This window comes from Nonomuraea aurantiaca (genome assembly GCF_020215705.1).
GTDB lineage: Bacteria > Actinomycetota > Actinomycetes > Streptosporangiales > Streptosporangiaceae > Nonomuraea > Nonomuraea aurantiaca.
The window spans coordinates 196,293-221,671 of record NZ_JAIWNB010000017.1 but is presented as its reverse complement, the minus strand read 5'-3'; the positions used below and the strand labels follow the sequence as shown (position 1 = coordinate 221,671).

Below are 25,379 nucleotides of genomic sequence, written 5' to 3'. Positions count from 1 at the left end.
CTGGGGCCACGCTCAGCTCCTTCTGAGCCGGTGACGCGGGGGCAGGGCCGACGGTCAGCCGGTCACGAAGGTCGTCACACTTCGAGCGGGCAGCGTGACGGTGAAGGAACCGTTCGACACGCCGGTCGAGCCCTGGGGCGCGACGTTCCTGCTCGCGTCGGTCAGCCAGGACGAGACGCTGGACGCGGTGCCGTTCCTCAGGGTGAACTGCTGGCTCACCGCGGCGGTCCCCTTGTTGATGGCGACGATGACGACCGTGGAGTTACCGCCCCGGTACGCCGAGACGTAGACGCTCGACGCCGGGTTCGCCGTCGCCTCGATCCGCACATATCCGGGGCGGACAAACCTCGCGAAGTGCGCCATGTTGGCGCCGCGCTTGCTGATCCGGCCGTCCTCCCGCATGGGGCCGTAGCTGCGCCGGATGTACCACCAGATGTACGCCTGGAACTCGGCGTCCACCATGGCGCGGTGGATGTGCTCCCCCACGTCCAGCGCCTGCGGCCAGAGGTCCGCCGAATCGGTGCTGTTGGGGTGGTAGACCTCGGTCATCCAGAGTTCCTTGCCCGCGCCCTTCTGCTTGAAGAGGGGGTAGGGGAAGTTCGCGAACGAGGTGCCGTAGAGGTGCGCCCCGATGATGTCCACGTTGGCGAGCGCCGTGGGGTCGTTGAGGATCGGGTCCGACATGTTCTTCAGGTACTGGAAGGACTCGGGCGCGATGACCCTGGTGCCGATTGAGGCGGCGTTCTCCCGCAGGAACCGGACCATTTCGGTGGGCGTCCACCATGTCCAGTCATGCGCGTAATCGGGTTCGTTCTGCATCGATATGCCGTAGAGGTTCACCCCGTTGTTCCGCAGGTACCCGTTGAAGTCGTTCAGGTGCTGGGCATAGGCGCCGTACATGTCGTATCTGAGGCGTCTCGCGTTGGTCTGGCTGCCGCGGACGAAGGTCTCGACCATGCGGGCGGGCGGATTCCACGGCGACGCGATGACGGTCGCCCCGAGCTCGATCGCGCGCCTGGCCGTCGCCACGTCACGGCTCCAGTCCGCCTGGTTCTCGGGGACGGGGATCCGCAGCACGGAGAACCCCAGCCGGCCCTCGCCGGTGCCGAACGCCGTGTCCCGCTGGGCGGCTGTCAGGTCGCCGATCCAGGCCGTGTGGGTCATGCCGCCGAAGCCGCGGATCGTCTGCCGCTGCGCGGACGGATCGATGATCACCGCGGCGGCGGCCGTCGCGGCCGCGGCCGACGAGGCGCTCGCGGCCGACGCCCCGGCGGTGAGGACCGGCAGAGCCCCCATCGCGGTCAGGACGCTTCTCCGGCTCGGCAATTTCCGCTCGCTGCTAAGAGGCCCATTCCGACCTTGCGTCATGTCTCCTCCTAGAGTCCGTGCGTTTCCGATCCCGGTCGGCGCCGCTTCTGCGCAAAATGGGAGCGCTCCCACAGGAAAGGGAATCTGCCCCACCCGGCCAGGAAGAGCGGGGTCCAGCGCCGATTGTTCGCGCTAACAGCTCTTGCTGGAAGGTAAGGCCGTGACTGCGGCTCGTCAACCGTTCACCGGGAAGAAACTTAATGAAGATCAAGTAGCCGGTGAGTGGAGGGCGATGAGTAGCGGTTGAGCCCAGAGCCATGCCCGCCTATCGCCGCCGGCGATAGGGCCGGACCTCACTGAAGAGCGGAAATGCGGGCCCGCCACCCCTCGCGAGGCGCCGGGAAACCAGCTGGAGCTGGATGCGCCAACGTGGCCACGCCCGGCGGCGGCAAGTTAACTCCGAAAGCCCCGCAAGTTACCGTTGCCACCGCGTAACTTCGGTGAAACTTTCACATGTACGGGCAGTGCGACTCGATCTTCCCGGAGGCGAATCTCCAGGCGGGAAGACATTCCGCGTCAACGCCCACGTTGGCGAGGGCCGCCCCTCGTTGACGCGGGCCGGGCCGTCGGATGTACTCCGCGACAACGCACTCACTCACCGGAGGTAGGCGCAGATACACAAGCCCCGATGTTAGCGCTAACAATCCTCCGGCGGCCATCTTCGATCTAGTCAAGGAGCCCTGGATGTCCCCCCTCGTTCGCGTACTCCTCGTCGAGCACCGCCGACCGCCGGCCCCCCTGACGGAGCATCACCGCTGACATCCAAGGAGCCTCCCATGTCCCTGAGCCGTCGCCGGCTCTTTCAAGCCGCGGGCGCGACCGTCGCCCTCTCGGCTGCCGGCCAGGTATTCGGCGCTTCCCCCGCTCTGGCCGCACTCCCCTGGGCCAGATCTGACATCGGCGTCTCGGCCTACGAGTTCGACCTCGGCCAGGTCCGGCTGACCTCCGGTCGTTGGCTGGACAACCAGAACCGCACGCTGAACTACCTGCGCTTCGTCGATGTCGACCGGCTGCTGTACGTCTTCCGGGCCAACCACCGCGTGTCCACCAACGGCGCGGCGGCCAACGGAGGATGGGACGCGCCCAGCTTCCCGTTCCGGTCCCACATGCAGGGCCATTTCCTGACGGCGTGGGCACAGGCCTACGCCGTGCTCGGCGACACCACCTGCCGGGACAAGGCCGACCGCATGGTCGCCGAACTGGCCAGATGCCAGGCCAACAACGGCGCCGCCGGGTTCACCAGCGGCTATCTGTCCGGTTTCCCGGAGTCGGACTTCACCGCCCTGGAGAACCGCACGCTCACCAACGGCAACGTGCCGTACTACTGCGTCCACAAGACCCTGGCGGGGCTGCTGGACGTGTGGCGGCTGATCGGCAACACCCAGGCCCGGACCGTGCTGCTGGCCCTGGCCGGATGGGTGGACACCCGCACGTCGCGGCTCAGCGCAAGCCAGATGCAGGCCATGCTCGGCACCGAGTTCGGCGGCATGAACGCCGTGCTGACGGACCTGTACCAGATGACCGGCGACTCCCGCTGGCTGACCACGGCCCAGCGGTTCGACCACGCGGCCGTGTTCAACCCGCTGGCGGCGAACCAGGACCGGCTCAACGGGTTGCACGCCAACACGCAGGTGCCCAAGTGGATCGGGGCGGCCCGCGAGTACAAGGCGACGGGCACCACCCGCTACCGCGACATCGCCGCCAACGCCTGGTCCATCACCGTCGGCGCGCACACGTACGCGAACGGCTCCAACAGCCAGGCCGAGCACTTCCACGCCCCCAACGCGATCGCCGCCTACCTGACCAGGGACACCGGTGAGGCGTGCAACACCTACAACATGCTCAAGCTCACCCGGGAGCTGTGGCTGCTGTCGCCGGACCGGGCCGACTACTTCGACTACTACGAGAACGCCCTGCTCAACCATCTGATCGGGCAGCAGAACCCGGCGGACGCACGCGGGCACGTCACCTACTTCACCCCGCTCAACCCGGGTGGACGGCGAGGTGTCGGCCCGGCCTGGGGCGGCGGCACCTGGAGCACGGACTACAACTCCTTCTGGTGCTGCCAGGGCACCGGTATCGAGACCAACACCAAGCTGATGGACTCGATCTACTTCCACAACGGCACCACGCTGTTCGTGAACCTGTTCGTGCCCTCCACCCTCAACTGGAGCCAGCGCGGCATCACGGTCACCCAGACCACTTCCTACCCGGTCAGCGACACCACGTCGCTGCAGGTCACCGGCAACGTGAGCGGATCGTGGACGATGCGCGTCCGCATCCCGGCCTGGACCCAGGGCGCGACGATCAGCGTCAACGGGGTCCAGCAGGCGGTCACCACGACTCCGGGCACCTACGCTGCCCTCACCCGCTCGTGGGCGCCGGGCGACACCGTGACCGTGCGGCTGCCCATGCGCGTGATCATGAAGGCCGCCAACGACAACCCCGGCGTGCGGGCCGTCACCTACGGCCCGGCCGTGTTGTCGGGCGACTACGGCAACACCAGCCTGTCGTCGGCCCCGACTCTGGCCCTCTCATCGATCACCCGGACCAGCACCTCGTCCCTGGCCTTCACGGCCACCGCCAACGGGGCATCGGTGCGGCTGGAGCCGTTCTACGACGCCCATGGCCACAACTACGTCGTCTACTGGAACACCAGTGGTCAGGAGCCTTCCCGCGCGGCCGGCGCCTCCCAGGGCGCGCAGACCGACAACCTTGGGAGGTTCTCGTGAGGCGCGTGCTCGCGGTGCTCTCGTCTCTGCTGCTCGTGGGCGTGTTCCTCACCGGCCAGGCGTCAGCGGCGACGGTCGACCAGCGGCAGTTCATCCACTCCGGCGGCAACTACACCAACCCGGTCGTCTGGCAGGACTTCGCCGACGGCGACATCATCCGGGTCGGCGACGCCTACTACTACTCGGCCTCGACGATGCACTACTCGCCGGGCGCACCGATCCTGCGCTCCTACAACCTGGTCGACTGGGAGTACGCCGGCCATTCGGTCCCGAGGCTCGACTTCAACTCGGGCGCCTATGACCTCAACGGCGGCCGGGCGTACGTGAAGGGCATCTGGGCCTCGGCCCTGAACTACCGGCCCGGCAACAGCACCTACTACTGGATCGGCTGCGTCGAGTTCAACCGGACCTACGTCTACACCGCCTCAGCCGTCGACGGCACCTGGACCAAGCGCTCGCAGATCAACAACTGCTACTACGACGCCGGCCTGCTGATCGACACCAACGACACCATGTACGTCGCCTACGGCAACGGCACCATCAGCGTCGCCCAGCTCTCGCCCGACGGGCTCAGCCAGGTGCGGGCCCAGCAGGTGTTCCAGACCCCGGGCAACGTCGGCACCCTGGAGGGCTCCCGCTTCTACAAGCGGAACGGCTACTACTACATCTGGCTGACCCGCCCGGCCAACGGCCAGTACGTGCTGCGCTCCACGTCGCCGTGGGGCCCGTACGAGATGCGGCAGGTCCTGCTCAACATGCCCGGCCCCATCTCCGGCGGCGGCGTCCCCCACCAGGGCGGGCTCGTCCAGACCCAGAACGGCGACTGGTACTACATGTCGTTCGTCGACGCCTACCCCGGCGGCCGCGTCCCCGCGCTCGCTCCGATCACGTGGACCGGCGACTGGCCGACCGTGCAGACCGTCAACGGCGGCTGGGGAGTCACCTACCCGAAGCCGAACATCCAGACCAACCGCACCGTGGCCTCCATGATCGGTCCCGACACCTTCACCTCGGGCAGCCTCGGTCACCGCTGGGAATGGAACCACAACCCCGACACCAGCCGCTTCTCCACCGGCAACGGCCTGCGCCTGCAGACCGCGACCGTCACAGGCGACCTCTACAACGCCCGTAACACTCTGACCCACCGCATCCAGGGGCCGTCGTCCACGGCGACGATCGAGCTCGATTACTCGCAGATGACCAATGGCGACCGCGCCGGGCTGGCCATGCTGCGCGACCAGTCGGCGTGGATCGGCGTCAAGCGCGACAACGGCGTCAACCGGGTCGTGATGACGAACGGGCTGACCATGAACAGCTCGTGGCAGACCACCGGCACCGGCACCGAGGCGGCCGGCGCCACCATCTCGGGCGGCCGGATCTGGTTGCGGGTCAACGCCGACATCCGCCCCGGCTCCGGCAGGCAGGCGCGCTTCTCCTACAGCACCGACGGGAGCACCTTCGCGAGCCTCGGCCCGGCTTTCACGTTGAACAACGCCTGGCAGTTCTTCATGGGCTACCGCTTCGGGATCTTCAACTACGCCACCCAGTCTCTCGGCGGCGCGGTGACCGTGCGCCGCTTCGACCTCACCACCCCTTGACGCGATACCTCGACGCAGGAAGGCACCAACCAGCGATGGCAACTCGTCCAAGTCGGATAAATCGGAGCACATCGTGAAATTCAGATCCATATCCGTTCTCGCGACGGTGATCACCTTACTGGCGAGCCTGTTCGTCGCCCTTCAGACCCAGTCCGCCAACGCGGCCACCGTCGACACCAACGCCTGGTACGTCCTGGTCAACCGCAACAGCGGCAAGGCGCTCGACGTCTACAACCAGTCCACCGCCGACGGCGGCCGCATCACCCAGTGGACCAGGAACGACCAGAACCAGCAGCAGTGGCAGTTCGTCGACTCCGGCGGCGGCTACTACCGCCTCAAGTCCCGCCACTCCGGCAAGGTGGTCGACGTCTACAACTTCTCCACCGCCAACGGTGGCTCCATCGTCCAATGGGCCGACGGTAACGGCACCAACCAGCAATGGAGACTCGCCGACTCCGCCGACGGCTACGCACGCCTGATCAACCGCAACAGCGGCAAAGCCCTCGAAGTCCAGGGCGCCTCCACCGCGGACGGCGCGAACATCGTCCAATACGACGACTGGGGCGGCACCAACCAGCAGTGGCAGCTCGTCCGGGTCGACGGCGGCACCCCGAACCCGGGATGCGATCTTCCGTCGACATACCGCTGGACATCGACGGGCCCGCTGGCGACCCCGAAGTCGGGATGGGTCTCGCTCAAGGACTTCACCGTCGCCCCCTACAACGGCAGGCATCTCGTCTACGCCACCACGCACGACACGGGGACGAGGTGGGGCTCGATGAGCTTCAGCCTCTTCACCAACTGGTCCGACATGGCCTCGGCCGGCCAGAACACGATGTCCTCTTCCACCGTCGCGCCGACGCTCTTCTACTTCGCCCCGAAGAACATCTGGGTGCTCGCCTACCAGTGGGGTGGGACCGCCTTCTCCTACCGGACCTCCAGCGACCCCACCAATCCGAATGGCTGGTCCTCGCAGCAGGTGCTCTTCTCCGGCAGCATCTCCGGCTCCGGAACAGGCCCCATCGACCAGACGCTCATCGGTGACAGCACGAACATGTATCTGTTCTTCGCCGGGGACAACGGCAAGATCTACCGGGCCAGTATGCCCATCGGCAACTTCCCGGGCAGTTTCGGCGCCACATCGACCGTGGTCATGAGCGACACGACGAACAACCTGTTCGAAGCCGTCCAGGTCTACAAGCTCCAGGACCAGAACCGCTACCTCATGCTCGTCGAGGCGATGGGCGCGCAGGGCCGCTACTTCCGCTCGTTCACGGCCACCAGTCTGGGCGGCTCGTGGACACCGCAGGCCGCGACCGAGGGCAACCCCTTCGCCGGCAAGGCCAACAGCGGCGCCACCTGGACCAACGACATCAGCCACGGCGAGCTGATCCGGGCCGGCGCCGATCAGACCATGACCGTCGATCCCTGCCACCTGCAACTGCTCTACCAGGGACGCAACCCCAGCTCCGGCGGCGACTACGGCCTCCTGCCCTACCGGCCAGGTCTGCTGACCCTGCAGCGCTAGGGGCGTGACACGGGTCCGGCTCGGATGTTCCTGACGTTCACCGCGAAGGCGTGTGCCCCATCGGGCGAGCGCTGTCACCGCACGCGATCAGGCCCGGACGGAGCCGGTGTGGCGGGCTCGGGCCAGGCCGAGCCCGCCCGTACCCCGTGGGGCACGGAAGCCTTGATCTTGCGAGACGGTGACGGCCGCCTGCCGGTCCTCCGTGGCTAGACTGCCGCCATGACCACGGAGTCGTCTCCCCTCACCATCGCCCAGCTCGCCGAGCTGGCCGGAGTTTCCACCGCGACGGTCTCCAAGGTAGTGAACGGCCGATCCGCGGTGTCGTCCGAAACCCGCGCCGCCGTGGAGACGCTCATCCGCCAGTACGGCTACCGGCGGCAGCGCCGCCGGTCCACCTCGATGGCCCTGGTGGAGCTGGTCTTCCACGCGCTGGAGGGCGACTATCCCGTCGAGATCACCAACGGCGTATCGGAGGTGGCTCGTGAGCACGAGCTCATGGTGGGAATATCGGACCTCCGCCGCGACCACACCGCTGGAGACGTCTGGGTGGAGGGGGTGCTGCGACGCCGTCCGAGGGGAGTGATCGCCGTGTTCTCCGGTCTGACGGAAACCCAGCACGAACACCTCACCCGCCGCGAGATTCCGCTGGTCCTGCTGGATCCGGCCGACGCTCCCGGCAAGAACATCCCGTCGATCGGTGCCGGCAACTGGAACGGCGGGCTCGCGGCCACCCGCCACCTCTTGGAGCTCGGGCATCGCCGCATCGCCATCATCACCGGACCGGACTCCGCGCTGTCCAGCCGGGCCCGTCTCGACGGCTACCGCACCGCCCTGGACATGGCCGGCGTACCCGTTGACCCGCAGCTGGTCGCCCGTGGGGACTTTTTCATCGAGGGCGGTCTGGCGGAAGCCCGACGCCTGTTGCGCCTGCCCGACCGGCCGACCGCGATCTTCGCCACGAACGACGGTCAGGCCATCGGCGTCTACCACGCGGCTCATCAGCTCGGCCTGCGCGTACCGGACGATCTCAGCGTGATCGGCTTCGACGACATGCCTTCGGCACGGTGGGCCATCCCGCCGCTGACCACCATCCGCCAGCCCCTCAGGCAGATGGCCGCCGCGGCCACCTCGATGGTGCTGAAGCTCGCCCAAGGCGAGCCGCTGTCTCAGAGCCGCATCGAACTCGCCACCGAACTCGTCGTCCGCGACAGCACCGCCCCTCCCCCACGCCTGAGCTGAAGCCCGGCCTCCGGGGACAGCGGGGTGAGCTCGGCTGTCACCGGTGACCGTCAGACCGGCGACGGGCCGCTGCTCTCCCGCACGATGAGCTCCGGCTCGTTCCAGGTCGGAAGGGCCAGGGCGGCCTCCGGCTGCAGCCTGCGGAGCAGCCGGCCGAAACACGCGCGGCCGAGGCCCTCGAAGTCGAGCCGTACGGTGGTGAGCGAGGGGTGGAGGTAGGCCGACGCCGGGCTGTCGTCGAAGCCGGCCACGCTGAGGTCGCCGGGGATGTCCCGTCCGGCCTCGCGCGCGGCCCGCATGACGCCCAGCGCGAGGTCGTCGTTGCCGCACAGGATGGCGGTCACCGAGCGGTCCGCCAGCAGGGAGCGCACCGCGAGGTATCCGGAGCGGGGAGTCCAGCCCGCCCGCAGGGGCTCGGGCAGGGGTCGTCCGGTCGCCCGCAGCGCGTCCTGCCAGCCACGGGCCCGCTGCGGAAGCGCACTGGTGGAGGACGGGATGGACACGTAGTGGACGGTCCTGTGCCCCAGGCTCAGCAGGTGGCGCGTCGCGTGCGCCGCCGCGGGCCGGTCGTCCACCCAGACCTGCCATGGGTCGTGGCCCGAGCCGTTGCCGGGGCGTTCGACCGCAGCTGTCACCGGCACGTCCGGCGGCAGCGCGCGTAACGCGCGCACGCCTGGGTCGTCGTAGGCGATCACCATGACGGGCTCCTGAGGCCGGTTGAGGCGCAGAGCGATGTCCGTTTCGCTCGCGCCCGGCTCCAGCACGCTGATGCCCACCGAGAAGCCGGCCGCCCTGGCCGCCTCCTCCATGCCGCGCAGCGTGGCGGCTGCGCCGAACAGGGCGGTGTCCGAGGTCAGCACGGTGACCCAGCTCACCGGGCCGCCGGCCAGCGTCCGGGCGAGCCGGTTGGGCCGGTAGCCGAGCTCGGCGATGACCCGCATCACCTTGGCCCGGGTCGACTCGCTCACGCGGGTCTTGTCGTTGATGACGCGGGAGACGGTCTGCTGGGAGACGCCGGCCACCCGGGCGACGTCCCAGATGCTCGCGGACCGGCCTGGAGGAGTGTCGTTGGGTGGCATGTGACCGGTAACCCCCAAAGATGTCGAGGGCCTGCACGTTGGAGATGCCGGCCGCCGCCGTCAAGGGGTGGCCCATCGTGTCGCCCTCGACGTTCGGTCAGCTACGGGTCCACTTCTGGCCGGCTCCGCCCCCGCAGGAGTAGATCTGCACCTTGGTCCCGTTGGCTGTGCCCGCGCCGACGACGTCCAGGCACTTGTTCGCTCCGACCGCGGTGACGGTGCCGTCGGAGTTGAAGCGCCATTGCTGGTTCGTCTGTCCGTTGCAGTCCCAGATGATCACGCTGGTGCCGTCCGCCGTACCTCCGCCGTTGACGTCCAGGCACTTGCCGCCGTAGACCCGCAGCTCACCCGAGCTGGTGAAGGTCCACTGCTGGTTGCTCTGGCCATTGCAGTCCCAGATCTGGGCCTGGGCGCCGTTGGCCTGGGAGACGTTGGCGACGTCCAGGCACCTGCCGGAAGACGTGCCCTTGATCGTGCCGCCGGTGGGAGTCGGGGTGGAGCCGCCGTTGAGGGCGTTCAGGACGGCGTCGTAGGCGGATTTCTTGTTGTAGTTGCCGTCGAAGAGCAGGGGTGTGTCGCCGCTGCGCCATGAGTATTTGTCGGTGATGCCCCAGACGGTGATGCCTGTGCAGCGGGAAACCGCCATGCAGGCCTGGGTGACACGGCGGTAGGCGTCGGCCTGGGCCGAGCCGGAGCCGCCGATGTCCAGCTCGGTGATCTGCACGTCCACGCCGAGCGCGGCGAACTGGGCGATGTTCTGCTGGTAGTTGGCGGGCGGGTTCCCGAAGTGCGACTGCAGGCCCACGCAGTCGATGGGGACGCCGCGGGCTTTGAAGTCGCGAACCATGTTGTAGACGCCGCGGGTCTTGCCGGCGTTGGCGTCGTCGATGTTGTAGTCGTTGTAGCAGAGCTTGACGTCGGGGTCGGCGGCGTGTGCGGCGCGGAAGGCCTCTTCGATGAAGCCGTTGCCGAGCTTCTGGGTGAACACCGAGCTGCGCAGCGTCCCGACCGCGCCACCGTCGGCGAAGGCCTCGTTGACCACGTCCCAGGCGTAGATCTTGCCCTTGTAGTGGCCCATCACCTGGTTGATGTGGTTGGTCATCGCCGAGCGCAGGTCAGCGGCCGACATGTTGCCGTTCACCCACCCGGGCAGCTGGTTGTGCCAGACCAGGGTGTGGCCGCGGATCTTCATGCCTTTGCTCACGGCGTGGTTGACGATCTGGTCGGCCGGGCCCCAGTTGAACGAGCCACGGGAAGGTTCGATGGGGCCCCACTTCATCTCGTTCTCGGTGGTGACCCCGTTGAACTCCCTGTCCCACGTCGTCACGTACGCCGACTCACCGAGATGACCGGCCGCCACCGCGGCGCCGAAGTAGCGCCCGCTCTGCGCCGCCGCCGCGCCCAAGGTTCCCGCGGCGGCGGCTGCGGGAGTGGTGACAGCCAGTGCGGTGAGCACGCCGATCGCGCCGGTGAGCAGCGCCCGGGCGCCTGATGCGAGTATGGGCTTTTCACTCATGCCTGAGCCTCCACTAGGGGATGCGAAAGAGAGCGTTCGGAGAATCCGCGCGCATCAGCACGCGGCCTGCCGCCCGGACCGCGTCACGCCCTGCGCTCATGTCGTCCGCCACCGACCTCGGCAGAGGGCAGACCGTTCGGGGACTCAGTGTGGAAACCGGCACGAAACATGTCAAGCTCCACCCGAAAGTTTCGCCGCCCTCCCGGTGACCGCCTCATGGAGAGGAGGCCTCGGCACTGCGCGTTCGCGGGAACAGCGGCAATGAACCTTTCATCAGCGCCGGCCTCGGGATCTCGTCCGGCGAAAGGAGTCATGTCCCAGCACTCCGTACTCTTTGCGGCTCGATGGCAGCAGCCCTTTCGCGCGGCTCCATCAGCAACCGGTACGGCTGGTCTTGACATGCTCCAGAAAAGTCTTTAGACGCTTGTGTTATCGATAACGCAAGTCCGTCATTCCATCCGGCGAACACTCCGCCAGATCACCTTCGCCGACCGGCATGACGCCGCCTTCCCCCACCCCCAGGAGAAGGAACATGCAGCAGACCGTCTCGACGTCAATGTGGCAGGCACCGTCGGCGACACCGCGCTGAGACGACTGCCGGTCGCCGCGCCGCCGCGGCCCGGCCGACGGCAAGACCACCGCTGGGACCCGCGTGCCGACCGGCCTGCACCCTTGCGACTGATCCTCCCATCGACGTACGCCGACATCGGATCGGCAGAGGGAGTTGCACGATGTCAAGACGTAGACCCTTCTTCGCCGCCTTAGCAGCCGTGGCACTCGCCGTCCTGGTGGCCACGGGTGGCCCGGCGCTGAGCGCCAGCCTCGGCGCGACCACCACAGGCTCGGCCGGCGCCTTGGCGGCCTCTCCAGGATGTGGCAAGGCACCGGGGCTGGCGAGCGGTACGCGTTCGATCCAGACCAGCGGCAAAAATCGCAGTTACATTCTCAAGGTCCCCGACAACTACGACATGAACCACCCCTACCGGCTGGTCTTCGGGCTCCACTGGCTGGGCGGCACCGCTACCGATGTCGCCACGGGTCAGACCGTGCAACGGGACGTCTGGGCCTACTACGGGCTCCTGCGCCTGGCGAACAACAGCACGATCTTCGTCGCTCCTCAGGGCTTCAACAACGGCTGGGGCAACTCCAACGGCGAGGACCTGACCTTCGTCGATGACATGGTCAGGCAGATCGAAGGAGCTCTCTGCGTCGACACCACGCAGCTGTTCGCCACGGGCTTCAGCTACGGCGGCGCCATGTCGTACGCGATCGCGTGCGACCGGGCGAACGTCTTCCGCGCGGTCGCGGTCCAGTCCGGCGGCCAGCTCAGCGGCTGCGGCGGCGGCACCCAGCCCATCGCCTACATGGGGATCCACGGCATCAGGGACAACGTGCTCAACATCTCCGGCGGACGATCGCTGCGTGACCGGTTCGTCAGGAACAACGGCTGCACCGCCCAGAACCCGCCCGAGCCGGCACAGGGCAGCCTGACACACAGAGTCACCACCTATTCGGGGTGCTCGGCCGGACATCCGGTCGTCTGGGCCGCCTTCGACGAAGGCCACATCGCCGCGCCGCAGGACGGGGCGGGCGGCGACAGCGGATCCAGGACCTGGGTCCCGGCAGAGGTGTGGAAGTTCTTCACCCAGTTCCAGAGCGGCCCGACACCGACACCGACACCGACCCCCACACCCACACCGACACCGACACCGGTTCCGGGGACGTGCTCGGCGACGGTCGAGATCGTCAACAGCTGGGAGGGCGGCTTCCAGTCGACTGTGACGGTCCGGGCGGGCAGTGCGCCGGTCGACGGCTGGACCGTGAAGCTGACGCTGGCCGGTGGCCAGACCATCACCAACCTGTGGAACGGCGTGAACAGCGGCACCAGCGGCGCGATCACCGTCAAGAACACCTCCTACAACGGCACCATCGCCGGCAACGGGGCGACGACGTTCGGATTCACCGCCAACGGCGACGGCTCGACCGCCCCCACCGACGTCACCTGCACGGCCCCGTAGCGGACGTCACCTCTCAAGGGAGGCCAGCACCCATGCGCCAGGTCAGCTCCTTACGCCGACGGGTGGCACTCCCGGTCGCCGCCGCCGTCGCATTGTCGGCAGCCGGTGCCGGGATGGCCGCGGCGCACGTCGCGTCAGCGGCCGCGGCGGGATGCCAGGTCACCTACACCGTGACCAACCAGTGGTCCGGAGGCTTCGGCGCGAATGTCAACGTGACCAACCTGGGTGATCCCATCAACGGCTGGAAACTGACCTGGTCGTTCCCCGCCGGGCAGACCATCACCCAGCTGTGGAACGGCTCCTACACCCAGTCCGGCGCACAGGTCACCGTCGCCAACGTGGACTACAACGGCACCATCCCCAGCGGCGGCAGCACCGGCTTCGGCTTCAACGGGAGCTGGAACGGCTCCAACCCGGTGCCGTCGAGCTTCGCCCTGAACGGCGTCACCTGCACCGGCGACGTCTCCACCCCCACTCCCACCGTCACGCCGCCACCGCCGCCGTCGAGACAGCCGTGCGACATCTACGCCTCGGGCGGCACGCCGTGCGTGGCTGCGCACAGCACGACCCGTGCCCTGTACGCCTCGTACAACGGCCCGCTCTACCAGGTGCGGCGTGCCTCGGACAACACCACCCGGGACATCGGGGTGCTGAGCGCGGGCGGCGGCGCCGACGCCGCCACGCAGGACTCGTTCTGTGCGGGTACGACCTGCCTCATCACCGTCATTTACGATCAGTCGGGTCGTAACAACCGCCTCACCCAGGCGCCTCCCGGCGGGTTCTCCGGCCCGGCTCCGGGCGGATACGACAACCTCGCCAACGCCGTCAAGGCACCGACCACGGTCTACGGCCGCAGAGCCTACGGCGTCTACGTGGATCCCGGCGTCGGATACCGCGACAACACCACCAACGGTGTCGCCAAGGGGGACCAGCCGGAGGGGATGTACGCCATCTTCGACGGCACGCACTACAACGGCGGCTGCTGCTTCGACTACGGCAACGCCGAGACCAACAGCCGCGACAACGGCAACGGCACCATGGAGGCCATCTACTTCGGCAACATCAAGGTGTGGGGCTACGGCGCCGGCAACGGCCCGTGGATCATGGCCGACCTGGAGAACGGCCTGTTCTCCGGGGTGAACCAGAGGTACAACGCCAACGACCCGAGCATCAGCCACCGGTATCTGACGGCCATCATCAAGGGCGAGCCGAACCACTGGTCGATCCGGGGCGGCAACGCGCAGTCGGGCAGCCTGTCGACCTTCTACAACGGGGCGCGCCCCAATGTCGCGGGCTACAACCCGATGAAGAAGGAAGGCGCCATCATCCTCGGGATCGGCGGCGACAACAGCCACGGCGCGGCCGGCACCTTCTACGAGGGCGTGATGACGTCCGGCTATCCGTCGGACGCCACCGAGAACGCGGTCCAGGCCAACATCGTCGCCGCCGGCTACCGGTGAATCGGCCGGGTGGACCGACCTTGGGCCTGCGGTTTCAGGCTCCCGCCGGGGCGCTGTAGTCGGTGGCGGCATAAACCTTCAGGAGCCTCTCGACTCCGTGCAGGAACGTCTCGCAGATCAGCACCGGGTCGAACAGGCAGCCGGCGGCCATGGCGCCGTCGCGCATCATCACGAAGTGGCGGGCGGCGGGCTCGGCGCCGGTCTCCTGGATGTTGGCCAGCAGCTCCGTGACGGTTTCCAGGAACCATTGGCGGTGGGCGAGCACGGCCTTGTGCACCGGGGACTCCGGGTCGGGATACTCGGCGGCGGCGTTGAGGAAGGCGCATCCCCGGAATCCGGGAGCCTGGATGCTCTGGGCGATGGACTCGCTGAGGGCCCGGATGGTGCCGGCGGCCGGTAGTCCGGCGGTGACGGCCTCGTCCGCCTGGCCCCGCATGGCCCGGTCGACCTCGTTCAGGTAGGCGAGGACAAGGTCTTCCTTGCCGGGGAAGTGCCGGTAGAGGGTGGCCCGCGTCACCTGCGCTTCCGCGACGATGCGATCGATGCCGACGGCGTGGATGCCCTCCGCGTAGAAGAGCCGGGTGGCCGTGTCGAGCAGCCGGGACCGCGCTTCGGACGGTCGGCCTTCGGATGGGGTGGGCATGCCACCAGCCTAGCGGATAGAACGTTCGGTCTTGACAGTCCGCACCGCAGATTGCATGCTGTGGCACGACAGAACGTTCGGTCTACCAGGCTGGCCGCAGGACGCGCTGAAGCGCTCTCCTCGCCACCCATCCGCTGAAAGGATCACCATGAGCACCATCGCTGCGTCGCCCGGCATTTCCGGGACCGCGTCCGCGCTGCGGCGGCTGTACTTCGTCCGGTTCGCGTTCGCCATCGTCTGGGCCCTCGCGATGTTCACGACCGCCTCGAATTTGGGTCCGCTCGCGGTCACCCTGCTCGTCCTCTACCCGCTGTTCGACGTGACCGCCGCCGTCATCGACGCCCGCGCGTCGCGCGCCACCGGATCACCTGCCCTGCTGTACGTGAACGTCGCCGTCAGCCTGATCACCGCCATCGGCGTGGCCATCGCCTGCGCGTCCGGCATCCCGGCGGTGCTGCGCGTGTGGGGCGCTTGGGCGGTCGTGGCCGGGCTGGTCCAGCTGATCGTGGGTGTCACCCGCCGCTCGATGGGCGGCCAGTGGCCGATGATCATCAGCGGCGGCGTCTCCGTACTCGCCGGTGCGTCGTTCATCGCCGGCGCCTCCGCGGACAGCCCGACGCTGATCAACGCGGCCGGCTACGCCATCCCCGGCGGCATCTTCTTCCTCATCTCGGCTTTCCGCCTCGGCCGCGCCGCGAAGGGAAACTGACGTCGAGGTCAGGTGGGCGACGGGGTCGAAGCCGTCGGGGGCGGTGAAGCTGTCGGCTCGGGGGGCGACGGAGGCGACGCGCTCGATGCGGAAGGTCCGCAGGTGGTCGTGGCCGACGACGTACCAGCGGCCGGTGTGGAAGGCCACGCCGGAGGGGTTGAGGTCACGTTCGCCCGAGCGTCACGCCAGCGGCCGGGTGAGTTTGGCGGCCACGGCGTCGAGGACCCAGTCCAGGCCGGTCGCGAAGGACGTCTCGGCGTCCACCTCCGTGCCGTCGTACACGGCCTTGGCCAGCGCCGGGAAGCGGCCCGTGTCCAGTATCCTCCTCAGCCGCGGGCCGGAGGCGCGCTGCCAATCGCGCTTGGACAGGCCCGTGGCGCGCTCGGCCCGCAGATTCGCGATCTCGCGCCTGATGGCGCCGGTGAAGTAGGCGCTGACAGTCTCCACGGCGCGCATGACGGTGTCGACGTCGGCGAGGCCGTCGAGGGCGGCCAGCGTGGCCTCGGCCACGGCGAGGGCGTTCGGGCCCAGGGCCGGACGGCCGCCGAGCAGGTCGGCCAGCCATTGGTGACGGAGGGCGGCCTCGCGGGTGCGGTGGGCGTGGGTGCGCAGCGCCTCCCGCCAGTCACCGGGCCGCTCCTCGGGGAGGATCTCGGCGTGGACCTCGTCCACCATGAGGTCGAACAGCTCCTCCTTGGTGGAGATGTACCCGTACAACCGCATCGGGCCGACGTCCAGCCGGGCGGCGACCTTGCGCAACGACACCGCCTCCAGCCCGCCCTCGTCGGCCAGCGCGATGGCGGCGGCCACGATGCGCTCCCGGTCGAGCGGCGCGGGGCGAGTCGGCGGCTCCGGCCGATCCCACACAGTCATGGTTACATCGTACTGTTGCGATACAGCGTATAAGTCAAATACAGTATATCGACATGAGACACCGTATCGCGGTGATTGGGGGCGGCCCCGCCGGCCTTACCTTCGCCCGCGTCCTGCACCGCCACGATCACCCCGTCACCATCCTCGAACGTGATCCCGCCCCCGACGCACGCCCCCCGGGCGGCACGCTGGACCTGCACGAAGGGCTGGGCCAGGTCGCGCTGGACAAGGCGGGGCTGCTGGCGGACTTCCAGGCCCTGTCCCGTCCCGAGGGGCAGGCCATGCGCATCCTGGACACGGACGGGACCGTCCTGCGTGACTGGCAACCCCGTCCGGATGAACGGGCCAATCCCGAGATCGACCGCGGGCAACTCCGTGACCTGCTGCTCGGCCCCCTGGACGTTCAGTGGGGGCGGGGCGTGACGGAGGTGGTGCCGGGGACCCCGGATGGCGCGCTGGTCCGTTTCGCGGACGGACGACAGGAGACGTTCGACCTCGTGGTCGGCGCGGACGGCGCCTGGTCCCGGGTCCGCCCGGCGCTCTCGTCCGTGACGCCGCACTACACCGGCGTCACCTCGATCGAGACCTCCCTGGACGACGTCGACACCCGCCACCCCGACCTCGCCCGGCTGATCGGCGACGGTTCCATGGCCGTGTACGGCGCGAACCGCTCCCTGGTCGCCCAGCGCAACAGCGGCGGCCACGTCAAGGTGTACGCCAAGTTCCGCGCGCCGCTGGACTGGCACACGAACCCGGACCGGCATATGGGCCTGGACCGGGGCGCGGACATGGACGCAGACATGGAGGCGGACCTGGACGCGGGCCTGGACCTGGCCGACGTCGAGGCCATGCGATCGAGCCTGCTGGCCCTGTTCGACGGCTGGGCCGCTCCCGTCCTCGACCTGCTCCGCCACGGCACCGCTTTCGTCCACCGCCCCCTCTACGTTCTGCCCGTGTCCCATACCTGGGCCCACGTCCCCGGGGTGACGCTACTGGGCGACGCCGCCCACCTGATGCCTCCCTTGGGGGTGGGCGCGAACCTCGCGATGCTGGAAGGCGCCGAACTCGCCGAGTCCATCGCCGCCGCCCCCGGCCCCGGCGATCTGGACAAGGCCGTCCGCGCCTTCGAGGAACAGATGTGGGTACGGGCCGGCAGGTTCGCGGAGATGACGAAGGCCGGTCTGGAGCGCCTCGTGAGCCCGGACCCCACCGAAGCCCTCGCCCTCTTCGACGAAGTCCAGCCATCCTGACCGCCAGGCACCAGCGGGCCGGTAACGAGTCCAGGAGTTGTTCGTATCAGGTGGGCGGCCAGTGCCGCAGGGCCATGTCGGCCACCATGTGCAGGTCGTCGCGGGTGGCGCCACCGGCGGCCTGAACGGCGATGCCGTTGGCCACGGCCATGAGGTATCGGGCGAGCAGGCCGGGATCGGTCCCCGCGGGAAGGTCGCCCTCCTCGACGGCCCGCCGGAAGCGCTCCCGTAGGAGCGAGATGCCGTTGTCGCGCCAGGCCGCCAGCGTATCCCGGGCGCTGCGACCGGCCTCGCCCGCCGCCAGGGAACCTTGGACGCCGAGGCAGCCGGCGGGACAGCCGGCACTGGTGGTGGCCCGGACGGAACCGTTGAGGAACGCTGTGGCCACTTGCCGCGCCGTCGACTCCTCCAGGGCCCGCGGGACGTACGCGGCAGGGCCGTCGGTGTAACGCCGCAAGGCCTTGTGGAACAGGTCTTCCTTGCTACCGAAGGCGGCGTACATGCTGGTGCGGCTGATGCCCATCGCGTTGGTCAGGTCGGTGAGGCTGGCGCCCTCGTAGCCCTGCTCCCAGAATACACGCATGGCCTGGTCGAGCGCCTTCTCGGCGTCGAAGCCGCGTGGCCGGCCGATCGGCGCCTTCCCCTGGGTGTTCACGCGATCGATCATACCTCTTCTGTACCGAACGGTGCTGAACTGCTATCTTCCCTTTCAGCACCGATCGGTACAGATATCTATAGAGGTGGAAGCATGGGGCAGTTGGCAGGCAAGACCGCCGTCGTCACCGGCGGCGGAACGGGGATCGGCCTGGCCGCCGCCATTCGGCTGGCGGCCGAGGGCGCGCACGTATTCATCACCGGCCGCCGAAAGGCGGTCCTTGACGCGGCGGTGGAGCGCATAGGCCCGGCGGCGGTGACCGCCGTGCCGGGGGACATATCGGACCTGGCCGACTTGGACCGACTCTATGCCGCGGTCCGGGCTCGGGGCCGGGGCCTGGACGTGCTGTTCGCCAACGCCGCCGCCGCGTCCTTCGCGACGCTGGAGCAGGTCACCGAGGGGCACTTCGACGAGACCTTCGGCGTCAACGTCCGGGGCACCTTGTTCACGGTGCAGAAGGCGCTGCCGCTGCTCAACGACGGCGCGTCGGTGATCCTGAACAGCTCGGTGCGCGCCGGTGACGGTGTCGCGGCGTTCGGCACGTACGCGGCCTCCAAGGCGGCGATCCGGTCCTTCGCCCGGACCTGGGCCAACGAGCTCAAGGACCGGAACATCCGGGTCAACGCGATTTCCCCGGGCACCATCGACACACCTGGGCTCGACGGCGTGGTCGGGACGGAGGACACGCCCGTCAGCAAGTCAGATTTCGCCGCAGCGATCCCGCTCGGCAGGATCGGACGCCCGGACGAGGTCGCCAATGTGGTGGCTTTCCTCGCTTCCGACCAGGGCAGCTTCTTCCTCGGCGCCAACCTGGTCGTCGACGGGGGCGAAGTGCACATCTAACGGGTGTCGTTCTGTCCGACCCCTGCCAGTTGGCCGCGTCAGCGAGCTGACTGGAGACGGCTTGGCGTCACATGGGCGCCGGGATCGCCATCTGGTATCGGCCCAAAGCGCTGAGCCGCACCGGCGCTGCCGACCCGCCCGAGGCGTTCGCGGCCTCGGGCGGGACCGCCGGCCGGCCCCGTCCACTGTCGACCGCCCGTGTCCCCGCCGTGTCATGGTTGTGTCACCGATGCGCCTGCGGTCGCCGCCGTCGACAAACGGTGACATACGGCTGACAACGCGCGCACATTCGGCGCCAATCCTGGTTCGACATGAACGAGCCACGCACGATCCCACCTCGGCCCCGCGACCGGCTGTTCGCCGCGGTCACGCTGGTGCTGGCGGTGCTCCTGCTGCCGGCGGCGTTCCTCCGCCATCCCGGCCGCGCCCGCGAATGGGCCTGCCGCTGGGCGTTACGGCTGCGATTCCCCGCCGAGGACCTCACCGGCCTCACCGACGGCGCCCTACGGGGCCCAGATGTAAGCCCAGGTCCGGGTCCACCAGCAGCGGTATCGACCGGGCGTTCGGAGAGGGGTCAGGGGTATGTCGCCGGGGAGTGACAACAAGTCTGGATTGCTGGGATGGCGCCTGCAAGCGGCGCGGGAGATGGCGTTCGTGGGGCGGGAGGAAGAGCTCGCGGTTTTCCACGCGGCGTTGTACGGCGGCGGCTGCAGCGTTCTGTACGTGCACGGTCCCGGCGGCATCGGGAAGTCGGCCTTGTTGCGGCGGTTCGCGCACGAGGCCGCGGTGGCGGGGCGGCCGGTGTCGATGGTGGACGGGGACATGCCGGAGCCGTCGCCGGGGGCGTTCGAGGCCGAGGCGGAGCCGGTGTTCCGTGATGCGGGGGCGGTGCTGCTGGTCGACTCCTTCGACTGCGTGCAGGGCTTGGAGGGTTGGCTGCGTGAGCGGTTCCTGCCGCGGGTGCCCGTGGGGGCGCTGGTGGTGATCGCCGGGCGCTACCCGCCCGATCCGCGGTGGCGGACGGATCCGGGATGGGCGGGGGCGCTGGAGATACTGCCGCTGGGCGACCTGCCGGCCGGAGATTCGCTGGCCCTGATGGACTCCTGCGGGGTGTCGGCCGAGTCGCGTGAGCCGCTGTCGGCCTTCGCCGGTGGTCATCCGCTGGCGCTGCTGCTGGGAGCGGCCTCGGCGGTGAAGGGCAGGCGGTGGACGCCGGGTCAGGACGTGGTGGCCACGTTGCTGGATCAGCTGGTGGGCGAGGTGCCTTCGGCGGCGCATCGGCATGCTCTGGAGATCTGCGCGCACGCGTACACGACCACGGAGGACCTGCTGCGGGCGGTCCTGCCGCAGGACGCCGGGACGTTGTTCCGGTGGTTGCGGCGCTTGCCGTTCGTGGAGTCGAGCCGTCTCGGGTTGTCTCCGCATGACGTGGTGCGGGAGGTGCTGGAGGCGGACCTGCGATGGCGGGATCCGAAGGGGTACGCGGCGATGCACGAGCGCGTTCACGCGCATCTGGCGGACAGGGTGCGCACGGCAAGCGACGGGGACCTGCTCGGCGCCGTGGCGGCACTGCTCTACCTGCGTCGCGGCAACGGGGCGCCGGCCGATTTCCACGGCCGCCACGACGAGGACGAGTTCCAGGAAGAGGCGTTGCGGGAGGAGGACATCGGCGCGTTGCTCCGGATGGTGACGGCGGCCGAGGGCGCGGCGTCCGCCGGCTGCGCCGCCTTCTGGGCGGAACGGCAGCCGGAGGCGTTCCGGCTGTACCGGCGGACCGAAACCGGCGAGCCCGTGGCCCTCTCCGCGTGGTTGCGGTTGGCGGAATTCGATGAGGAGGAGCTGACGGCGGATCCCATCGTGGCCACGGCATGGGCGCATGCGCGGGCCACCGCGCCGTTGCGCGCCGGTGAGCATGTGGCGGTCAGCCGGCAATGGATGCTGCCGCCGTATCGCGGAGACTCGCCGGCGATGGAGCTGATCTGGTGGCGAGTGATCGGCAATTGCCTGCGGGCCGAGCGGATGGCCTGCTCATATGTCGCGGTACGGCATCCGAACCAAGCGTGGGTGGAGCGTTTACCGCATCACGGGATGCGTGCCGGCTCCGAGCAGCCGCGGCTGGGGGATGCCGCGTACACCCTGTTCGTTCATGACTGGCGCGCGGTGCCGGCGCAGGCGTGGCTGGAGCGGATGAGCCACGGGCCCGCCAGCGGACCGGGTGCCGCGACGGCGGGGCTGGCGGTGCTGTCGCAGGCGGAGTTCGCCGAGGCGGTACGCGGGGCGGTGCGTCAGCTGTCGCGGCTGGACGGGCTGGCCGCTTCCCCGCTGACGCGCACCAGGCTGATCGCCGAGCGAGCCGGGCAGAACCCGGCCACGGCACTGGGTGACCTGCTCCGCCAGGCGATCGACGGCCTGGGTGAGGATCCGCGCTCGGTCAAGTTCCATCGGGCGCTGTCGGTCACGTTCCTCAGCAGCACGCCCACCCAGGAACTGGCGGCGAAACGACTCGGCATCCCTTTCAGCACCTACCGCCGCCATCTGACGGCCGGCATCGAACGCCTCTGCGCCGACCTGTGGCACCGGGAGCTGTACGGCACCGACGCACCGGCGTACCGATCCCCCTGAGCCGCCACACATCGTGCCGGCGCCGCGGTGTCAGTCGGCCAGCGCGAAGCCGGCCGCCGCCTCCGCGTGCAGCCGAGCGCTCGGCAGCACCGGGATGGCGCTGTCCTTCTCACTGATCAGCAGCTCGATCTCCGTGCAGCCGAGGATGACGCCTTCGGCGCCGTCGTCCGCCAGATCATCGATGATCTGGGTGTAGGCGTCCCTGGACGATTCCCGGAGCACCCCGCGCACCAGTTCGTCGAATATCACGCTATGGACCAGTTCCCGCTGCTCACGCCGCGGGACGACCACGTCGAAGCCGTGGGCGGCCAGCCGATCCCGGTAGAAGGGCTCCTCCATGGTGAACCGCGTGCCCAGCAGACCGACCTTGCGCATGCCCCTGGCGCGGATCTCGGCGCCCAGGGTGTCGGCGATGTGCAGCACGGGCACGCTCACGGCCCGCTCCACGTCGTCGCTCACCCGGCTGAAGGTGTTGCTGCAGATGAGCAGGATCTCGGCGCCGAGATCCGCCAGTTTCCCGCCCGCACCGGTCAGCAATGTACTCACCTCGTCCCAGCGGTCGGCGAAGATGAGGTCCTCGACACGGGTGTAGTCGACCGACCAGATGAGGCTGTCGGCGGAATGGCTGCCGCCGAGCCGCTCGCGTACCCGCTGGTTGATGATCTGGTAGTAGATCACCGTCGATTCCCAGCTCAGCCCGCCGATAAGACCGATAGTGCGCATGAAACTCCGTTTCGCCAGCTTGTGCGGGCAAGCAAGATCGAGTGCCTGCTCATTCAGAGGACCAAAAGCCGTTCAGCCGGCTGTCAGGCGCCGGCCAGCGCACGGGCGCAGGCGCCGAGCCCGATCTCGCTGGAGGCCTTGACGAGCACCACGTCGCCCGGTTCGAGGAGCGCGGTGGCCAGTTGGAGAGCCCCGGCCACGTCCTGTGCGGTGTGGACGGCCCCGACCTGGTTCGAGGACCGCGCTGCCTGCGCCATCGCGAGCGGATCCCCTGCTCCGACCGTGATCAGCACGTCGAAGCGGAGGTCGGCGACGAGCCGGCCGATCTCCGCGTGCCGGGCGCGGGAGGCGTCGCCCTGCTGGCCCATCGCGCCGAGTATGGCGACGGTGCGACGCGAGCCGGCCAGGGCCTTGACCGCCCGCAGCCCGGCCCGCATGGATTCGGGGTTGGCGTTGTAGGCGTCGTCGACGATGGTGATGCCGTCAGGTCGTTCGACGATCTCCAGCCGGCCCACGGAGCGCCGCCGTGCGGTGTTCAGCCCATCGGCGATCTCGGCGACGCCCAGTCCGAGCGCGGTGGCGACCGCGGCGGCGGCCAGGGCGTTGCTCACCTGGTGCTCGCCTATGAGGTCGAGCTCGACCGGGGCACGGCCCGAGGGCGTCACCAGCTCGAACGCGGTTCGCGCCCGGTCGCCCATCCGTACGCCTTCCGCTCGCACCCGCGCCCGCGCCGACCTGCCGTACAACAGGATCTGGGCCCTGGTACGGCCGGCCATGCCCATGACGTACGGGTCGTCGGCGTTGAGCAGCGCGAACCCCTCCGCCGGCAGCGCCTCGACCAGCTCGCCCTTGGCCTCGGCCACGTCGGCCCGCCCGGCTCCCATACGCTCCACATGGGCGGTGCCGACATTGAGCACCAGCCCGATCTGGGGAGGCGCGAGCCCGGTCAGGTACGTCAGGTCGCCCTTCCGGCCCGCGCCCATTTCCAGCACCAGGTATCGGGTGGTGGCATCGGCACGCAGCACGGTGAGCGGCAGCCCGAGCTCGTTGTTGAACGACCTGTCGGTGGCGACCGTCGCGGCGTGCCGTTCGAGCAGCTGGGCCAGCAGGTCCTTGGTCGTGGTCTTGCCCACCGAGCCGGTCAGGCCGATCACGGTCGGGCTGATGTGTTCGAGCAGGTGCCTGGCCAGCAGGCCGAGCGCGCGCTGGACGTCCTCGACCACCAGGGCGGGCACGCCGACGGGCCTCGCGGCCAGCACGGCGACGGCGCCGGCCGCGATGGCGGCGGCCGCGTAGTCGTGACCGTCAACGTGGGCGCCCACCGTCGCGGCGAACAGGCCGCCGGGCACCACCTCGCGGGAGTCGACCGCCGCGGGCGCCGTCACCGGCGCCCGCGGGTCGCGCACTTCGTGCGGGCTCGCGCCGACGACCTGCGCGATCTCGTCCAGCGTCATGGGGATCATGAGCCGCTCCTGGCGAACGCGAGGTCGATCAGGCGGCGCAGCAGGTCCGGGTACGGGACACCGCTCGCGGCCCAGGTCCTGGCGTAGACGGAACGGGAGGTGAAGCCGGGCATGGTGTTGATCTCCAGCACGTACAGGCGTCCCGTGTCCTCCTCATAGAGGAAGTCGACGCGGGACAGGCCGTAGCCGCCGATCGCCCGGAAGGCGCGCAGGGACAGCTCGCGCGCCTCCTCGGCCACCCGTTCTGGCAGTACGGCAGGGATGGTGGCGATCTCGGCCTGGCTGAGGTACTTGGCCTCGTAGTCGAGCCAGTCGCCGGGCACGATGAGCTCGCCGCACACCGAGGCATCCGGAGTGTCGTAGCCGCCGAGCACGCCGCAGATGACCTCGCGCGCGCTCACGCCCTGCTCGACGATGACCACCCGGTCGTGGGCCAGCGCCAGCTCCACGCCCGCGCGCAGCTCCTCCATGGAGGTGACACGTGAGATGCCGATGGAGGAGCCCATGCTCGCCGGTTTGACGTACATCGGCCAGTCGAGCAGCTTCACCAGACCCCAGTAGTCGGCGGTAGCGCGCCATTCGTGCTCGGTGAACCACACGTGCGGGGTGACCGGAATGTCCTCCGCCAGGAAGGCGCGCCGCATCGCGACCTTGTTCATGGCCACGGCCGATGCCAGGACGCCGCAGCCCACGTACGGGATGCCCAGCGTCTCCAGGTGACCCTGGACGACGCCGTCCTCCCCGAACGGCCCGTGCAGCACGGGGAAGACCACGTCCGCCAGATCGCGTCGCAGCTCCACCGGCCACCTGCCCTGCCGGTCGATGATGACGGGGACGGGCTCGTACAGATCCCTCGGCAGAGCGTCGAGCACGGCCTGCGCCGACTGCAGCGACACCTCATGCTCGGCGGACGGCCCGCCCGCCAGCACAGCCACGCGTACGCGTTCGGTCACGATCACTCAGCCTTCCTCAGTGGCACGGAGACGGCACCGCCAACGGCCGTCGTAGGACCAGCCCGCCGAGTATCGGCTCTTCACCTGACCAGTTCCCAGGTCATTCG

20 protein-coding genes and 1 pseudogene are annotated in these 25,379 nt (G+C 69.0%); 11 read left to right on the top strand and 10 right to left on the bottom strand.

All coding sequences use genetic code 11. The features are described 5' to 3' along the window. Positions 1 to 54: 54 nt before the first annotated feature. Entirely contained in the window at positions 55 to 1,296 is a 1,242-nt protein-coding gene (xynC, locus tag LDL49_RS34455; RefSeq protein WP_308016234.1) for a glucuronoarabinoxylan endo-1,4-beta-xylanase XynC, read from the bottom strand. Positions 1,297 to 2,144: 848 nt separating this feature from the next. Here xynC and LDL49_RS34450 point away from each other — a divergent pair. The 4 genes from LDL49_RS34450 to LDL49_RS34435 all read left to right on the top strand — a co-directional run bounded on the left by LDL49_RS34450 (position 2,145) and on the right by LDL49_RS34435 (position 8,465). Next, positions 2,145 to 4,100 carry a glycoside hydrolase family 127 protein gene (locus LDL49_RS34450; RefSeq protein WP_225297431.1) on the top strand — a complete coding sequence of 652 codons (1,956 nt, stop codon included), beginning with the start codon at positions 2,145 to 2,147 and terminating at the stop codon, positions 4,098 to 4,100. Next, positions 4,097 to 5,698 carry a glycoside hydrolase family 43 protein gene (locus LDL49_RS34445; protein ID WP_225297428.1) on the top strand — a complete coding sequence of 534 codons (1,602 nt, stop codon included), beginning with the start codon at positions 4,097 to 4,099 and terminating at the stop codon, positions 5,696 to 5,698. Before LDL49_RS34450 ends, LDL49_RS34445 begins: the two co-directional genes overlap by 4 nt. 106 nt (positions 5,699 to 5,804) lie before the next feature. Further along, a complete protein-coding gene (locus tag LDL49_RS34440) occupies positions 5,805 to 7,226 on the top strand; it encodes a non-reducing end alpha-L-arabinofuranosidase family hydrolase (RefSeq protein ID WP_225297481.1) in 1,422 nt (473 codons plus the stop codon). 219 nt (positions 7,227 to 7,445) lie between these two features. After that, positions 7,446 to 8,465: a LacI family DNA-binding transcriptional regulator gene (locus tag LDL49_RS34435; protein ID WP_225297426.1), complete on the top strand. Its 1,020-nt coding sequence runs from the start codon at positions 7,446 to 7,448 to the stop codon at positions 8,463 to 8,465. 50 nt (positions 8,466 to 8,515) lie between these two features. Here LDL49_RS34435 and LDL49_RS34430 read toward each other — a convergent pair whose 3' ends face one another. Next, complete coding sequence (locus LDL49_RS34430) at positions 8,516 to 9,544, bottom strand: LacI family DNA-binding transcriptional regulator (RefSeq protein ID WP_225297425.1); 1,029 nt, start codon at positions 9,542 to 9,544, stop codon at positions 8,516 to 8,518. A gap of 97 nt (positions 9,545 to 9,641) precedes the next feature. After that, positions 9,642 to 11,060: a glycoside hydrolase family 10 protein gene (locus LDL49_RS34425; RefSeq protein ID WP_225297424.1), complete on the bottom strand. Its 1,419-nt coding sequence runs from the start codon at positions 11,058 to 11,060 to the stop codon at positions 9,642 to 9,644. A gap of 731 nt (positions 11,061 to 11,791) precedes the next feature. Between LDL49_RS34425 and LDL49_RS34420 the strand changes: the two genes are divergently transcribed. Together LDL49_RS34420 and LDL49_RS34415 are read left to right on the top strand one after the other, a co-directional pair. After that, entirely contained in the window at positions 11,792 to 13,078 is a 1,287-nt protein-coding gene (locus LDL49_RS34420; protein ID WP_225297421.1) for a cellulose binding domain-containing protein, read from the top strand. Positions 13,079 to 13,110: 32 nt separating this feature from the next. Continuing rightward, positions 13,111 to 14,538, top strand: coding sequence for an arabinofuranosidase catalytic domain-containing protein (locus LDL49_RS34415; RefSeq protein ID WP_225297418.1), 1,428 nt, complete (start codon positions 13,111 to 13,113; stop codon positions 14,536 to 14,538). Between the two features lie 34 nt (positions 14,539 to 14,572). Here the strand turns inward: LDL49_RS34415 and LDL49_RS34410 are convergent, their stop codons facing one another. Next, entirely contained in the window at positions 14,573 to 15,181 is a 609-nt protein-coding gene (locus LDL49_RS34410; RefSeq protein ID WP_225297416.1) for a TetR/AcrR family transcriptional regulator, read from the bottom strand. A gap of 148 nt (positions 15,182 to 15,329) precedes the next feature. On the opposite strand from LDL49_RS34410, the gene LDL49_RS34405 reads away from it, so the two are divergent. After that, on the top strand, positions 15,330 to 15,890 hold the full coding sequence (locus LDL49_RS34405) for a hypothetical protein (protein ID WP_225297415.1): 561 nt from the start codon (positions 15,330 to 15,332) through the stop codon (positions 15,888 to 15,890). A 75-nt stretch (positions 15,891 to 15,965) separates the two neighbouring features. Here the strand turns inward: LDL49_RS34405 and LDL49_RS59790 are convergent. Together LDL49_RS59790 and LDL49_RS34395 are read right to left on the bottom strand one after the other, a co-directional pair. Further along, a pseudogene (locus tag LDL49_RS59790) lies at positions 15,966 to 16,049 on the bottom strand (WYL domain-containing protein); the annotation flags it as partial. A 21-nt stretch (positions 16,050 to 16,070) separates the two neighbouring features. Next, positions 16,071 to 16,763, bottom strand: a complete 693-nt coding sequence (locus tag LDL49_RS34395; RefSeq protein WP_225297413.1) for a TetR/AcrR family transcriptional regulator — start codon at positions 16,761 to 16,763, stop codon at positions 16,071 to 16,073. A gap of 53 nt (positions 16,764 to 16,816) precedes the next feature. Here LDL49_RS34395 and LDL49_RS34390 point away from each other — a divergent pair, with 53 nt between their 5' ends. Further along, entirely contained in the window at positions 16,817 to 18,013 is a 1,197-nt protein-coding gene (locus LDL49_RS34390) for an FAD-dependent oxidoreductase (protein ID WP_225297411.1), read from the top strand. 46 nt (positions 18,014 to 18,059) lie between these two features. Here the strand turns inward: LDL49_RS34390 and LDL49_RS34385 are convergent, their stop codons facing one another. Then, positions 18,060 to 18,668 (bottom strand): TetR/AcrR family transcriptional regulator, encoded by a 609-nt coding sequence (locus LDL49_RS34385; protein WP_225297409.1) that lies wholly within the window; start codon positions 18,666 to 18,668, stop codon positions 18,060 to 18,062. A 93-nt stretch (positions 18,669 to 18,761) separates the two neighbouring features. On the opposite strand from LDL49_RS34385, the gene LDL49_RS34380 reads away from it, so the two are divergent. From LDL49_RS34380 to LDL49_RS34370, 3 genes are all read left to right on the top strand, one after another. Continuing rightward, complete coding sequence (locus tag LDL49_RS34380; protein ID WP_225297407.1) at positions 18,762 to 19,511, top strand: SDR family NAD(P)-dependent oxidoreductase; 750 nt, start codon at positions 18,762 to 18,764, stop codon at positions 19,509 to 19,511. Positions 19,512 to 19,822: 311 nt separating this feature from the next. Then, positions 19,823 to 20,110, top strand: a complete 288-nt coding sequence (locus LDL49_RS34375; RefSeq protein WP_225297405.1) for a hypothetical protein — start codon at positions 19,823 to 19,825, stop codon at positions 20,108 to 20,110. Between the two features lie 13 nt (positions 20,111 to 20,123). Then, a complete protein-coding gene (locus tag LDL49_RS34370; protein WP_225297403.1) occupies positions 20,124 to 22,133 on the top strand; it encodes an ATP-binding protein in 2,010 nt (669 codons plus the stop codon). A gap of 30 nt (positions 22,134 to 22,163) precedes the next feature. Here the strand turns inward: LDL49_RS34370 and LDL49_RS34365 are convergent, their stop codons facing one another. The 3 genes from LDL49_RS34365 to LDL49_RS34355 all read right to left on the bottom strand — a co-directional run bounded on the left by LDL49_RS34365 (position 22,164) and on the right by LDL49_RS34355 (position 25,278). Then, the gene (locus tag LDL49_RS34365; RefSeq protein WP_225297401.1) at positions 22,164 to 22,856 is read right to left on the bottom strand and encodes an aspartate/glutamate racemase family protein; all 693 of its coding nucleotides are present in this window, start codon (positions 22,854 to 22,856) and stop codon (positions 22,164 to 22,166) included. Between the two features lie 83 nt (positions 22,857 to 22,939). Further along, positions 22,940 to 24,319 (bottom strand): UDP-N-acetylmuramoyl-tripeptide--D-alanyl-D-alanine ligase, encoded by a 1,380-nt coding sequence (locus LDL49_RS34360; protein WP_225297399.1) that lies wholly within the window; start codon positions 24,317 to 24,319, stop codon positions 22,940 to 22,942. Next, positions 24,316 to 25,278 carry a D-alanine--D-alanine ligase family protein gene (locus LDL49_RS34355; RefSeq protein ID WP_225297397.1) on the bottom strand — a complete coding sequence of 321 codons (963 nt, stop codon included), beginning with the start codon at positions 25,276 to 25,278 and terminating at the stop codon, positions 24,316 to 24,318. Before LDL49_RS34355 ends, LDL49_RS34360 begins: the two co-directional genes overlap by 4 nt. Positions 25,279 to 25,379: the final 101 nt, after the last annotated feature.

Excerpts from the sequence above, each read along its gene's own strand:
- xynC (WP_308016234.1), bottom strand. The coding sequence starts at position 1,296 with ATGGGGGCTCTGCCGGTCCTCACCGCCGGGGCGTCGGCCGCGAGCGCC.
- LDL49_RS34435 (WP_225297426.1), top strand. The coding sequence starts at position 7,446 with ATGACCACGGAGTCGTCTCCCCTCACCATCGCCCAGCTCGCCGAGCTG.
- LDL49_RS34375 (WP_225297405.1), top strand. The coding sequence starts at position 19,823 with ATGAACGAGCCACGCACGATCCCACCTCGGCCCCGCGACCGGCTGTTC.
- LDL49_RS34395 (WP_225297413.1), bottom strand. The coding sequence starts at position 16,763 with ATGACTGTGTGGGATCGGCCGGAGCCGCCGACTCGCCCCGCGCCGCTC.
- LDL49_RS34390 (WP_225297411.1), top strand. The coding sequence starts at position 16,817 with ATGAGACACCGTATCGCGGTGATTGGGGGCGGCCCCGCCGGCCTTACC.
- LDL49_RS34450 (WP_225297431.1), top strand. The coding sequence starts at position 2,145 with ATGTCCCTGAGCCGTCGCCGGCTCTTTCAAGCCGCGGGCGCGACCGTC.
- LDL49_RS34365 (WP_225297401.1), bottom strand. The coding sequence starts at position 22,856 with ATGCGCACTATCGGTCTTATCGGCGGGCTGAGCTGGGAATCGACGGTG.
- LDL49_RS34415 (WP_225297418.1), top strand. The coding sequence starts at position 13,111 with ATGCGCCAGGTCAGCTCCTTACGCCGACGGGTGGCACTCCCGGTCGCC.
- LDL49_RS34425 (WP_225297424.1), bottom strand. The coding sequence starts at position 11,060 with ATGAGTGAAAAGCCCATACTCGCATCAGGCGCCCGGGCGCTGCTCACC.
- LDL49_RS34430 (WP_225297425.1), bottom strand. The coding sequence starts at position 9,544 with ATGCCACCCAACGACACTCCTCCAGGCCGGTCCGCGAGCATCTGGGAC.
- LDL49_RS34360 (WP_225297399.1), bottom strand. The coding sequence starts at position 24,319 with ATGATCCCCATGACGCTGGACGAGATCGCGCAGGTCGTCGGCGCGAGC.
- LDL49_RS34405 (WP_225297415.1), top strand. The coding sequence starts at position 15,330 with ATGAGCACCATCGCTGCGTCGCCCGGCATTTCCGGGACCGCGTCCGCG.
- LDL49_RS34420 (WP_225297421.1), top strand. The coding sequence starts at position 11,792 with ATGTCAAGACGTAGACCCTTCTTCGCCGCCTTAGCAGCCGTGGCACTC.
- LDL49_RS34380 (WP_225297407.1), top strand. The coding sequence starts at position 18,762 with ATGGGGCAGTTGGCAGGCAAGACCGCCGTCGTCACCGGCGGCGGAACG.
- LDL49_RS34410 (WP_225297416.1), bottom strand. The coding sequence starts at position 15,181 with ATGCCCACCCCATCCGAAGGCCGACCGTCCGAAGCGCGGTCCCGGCTG.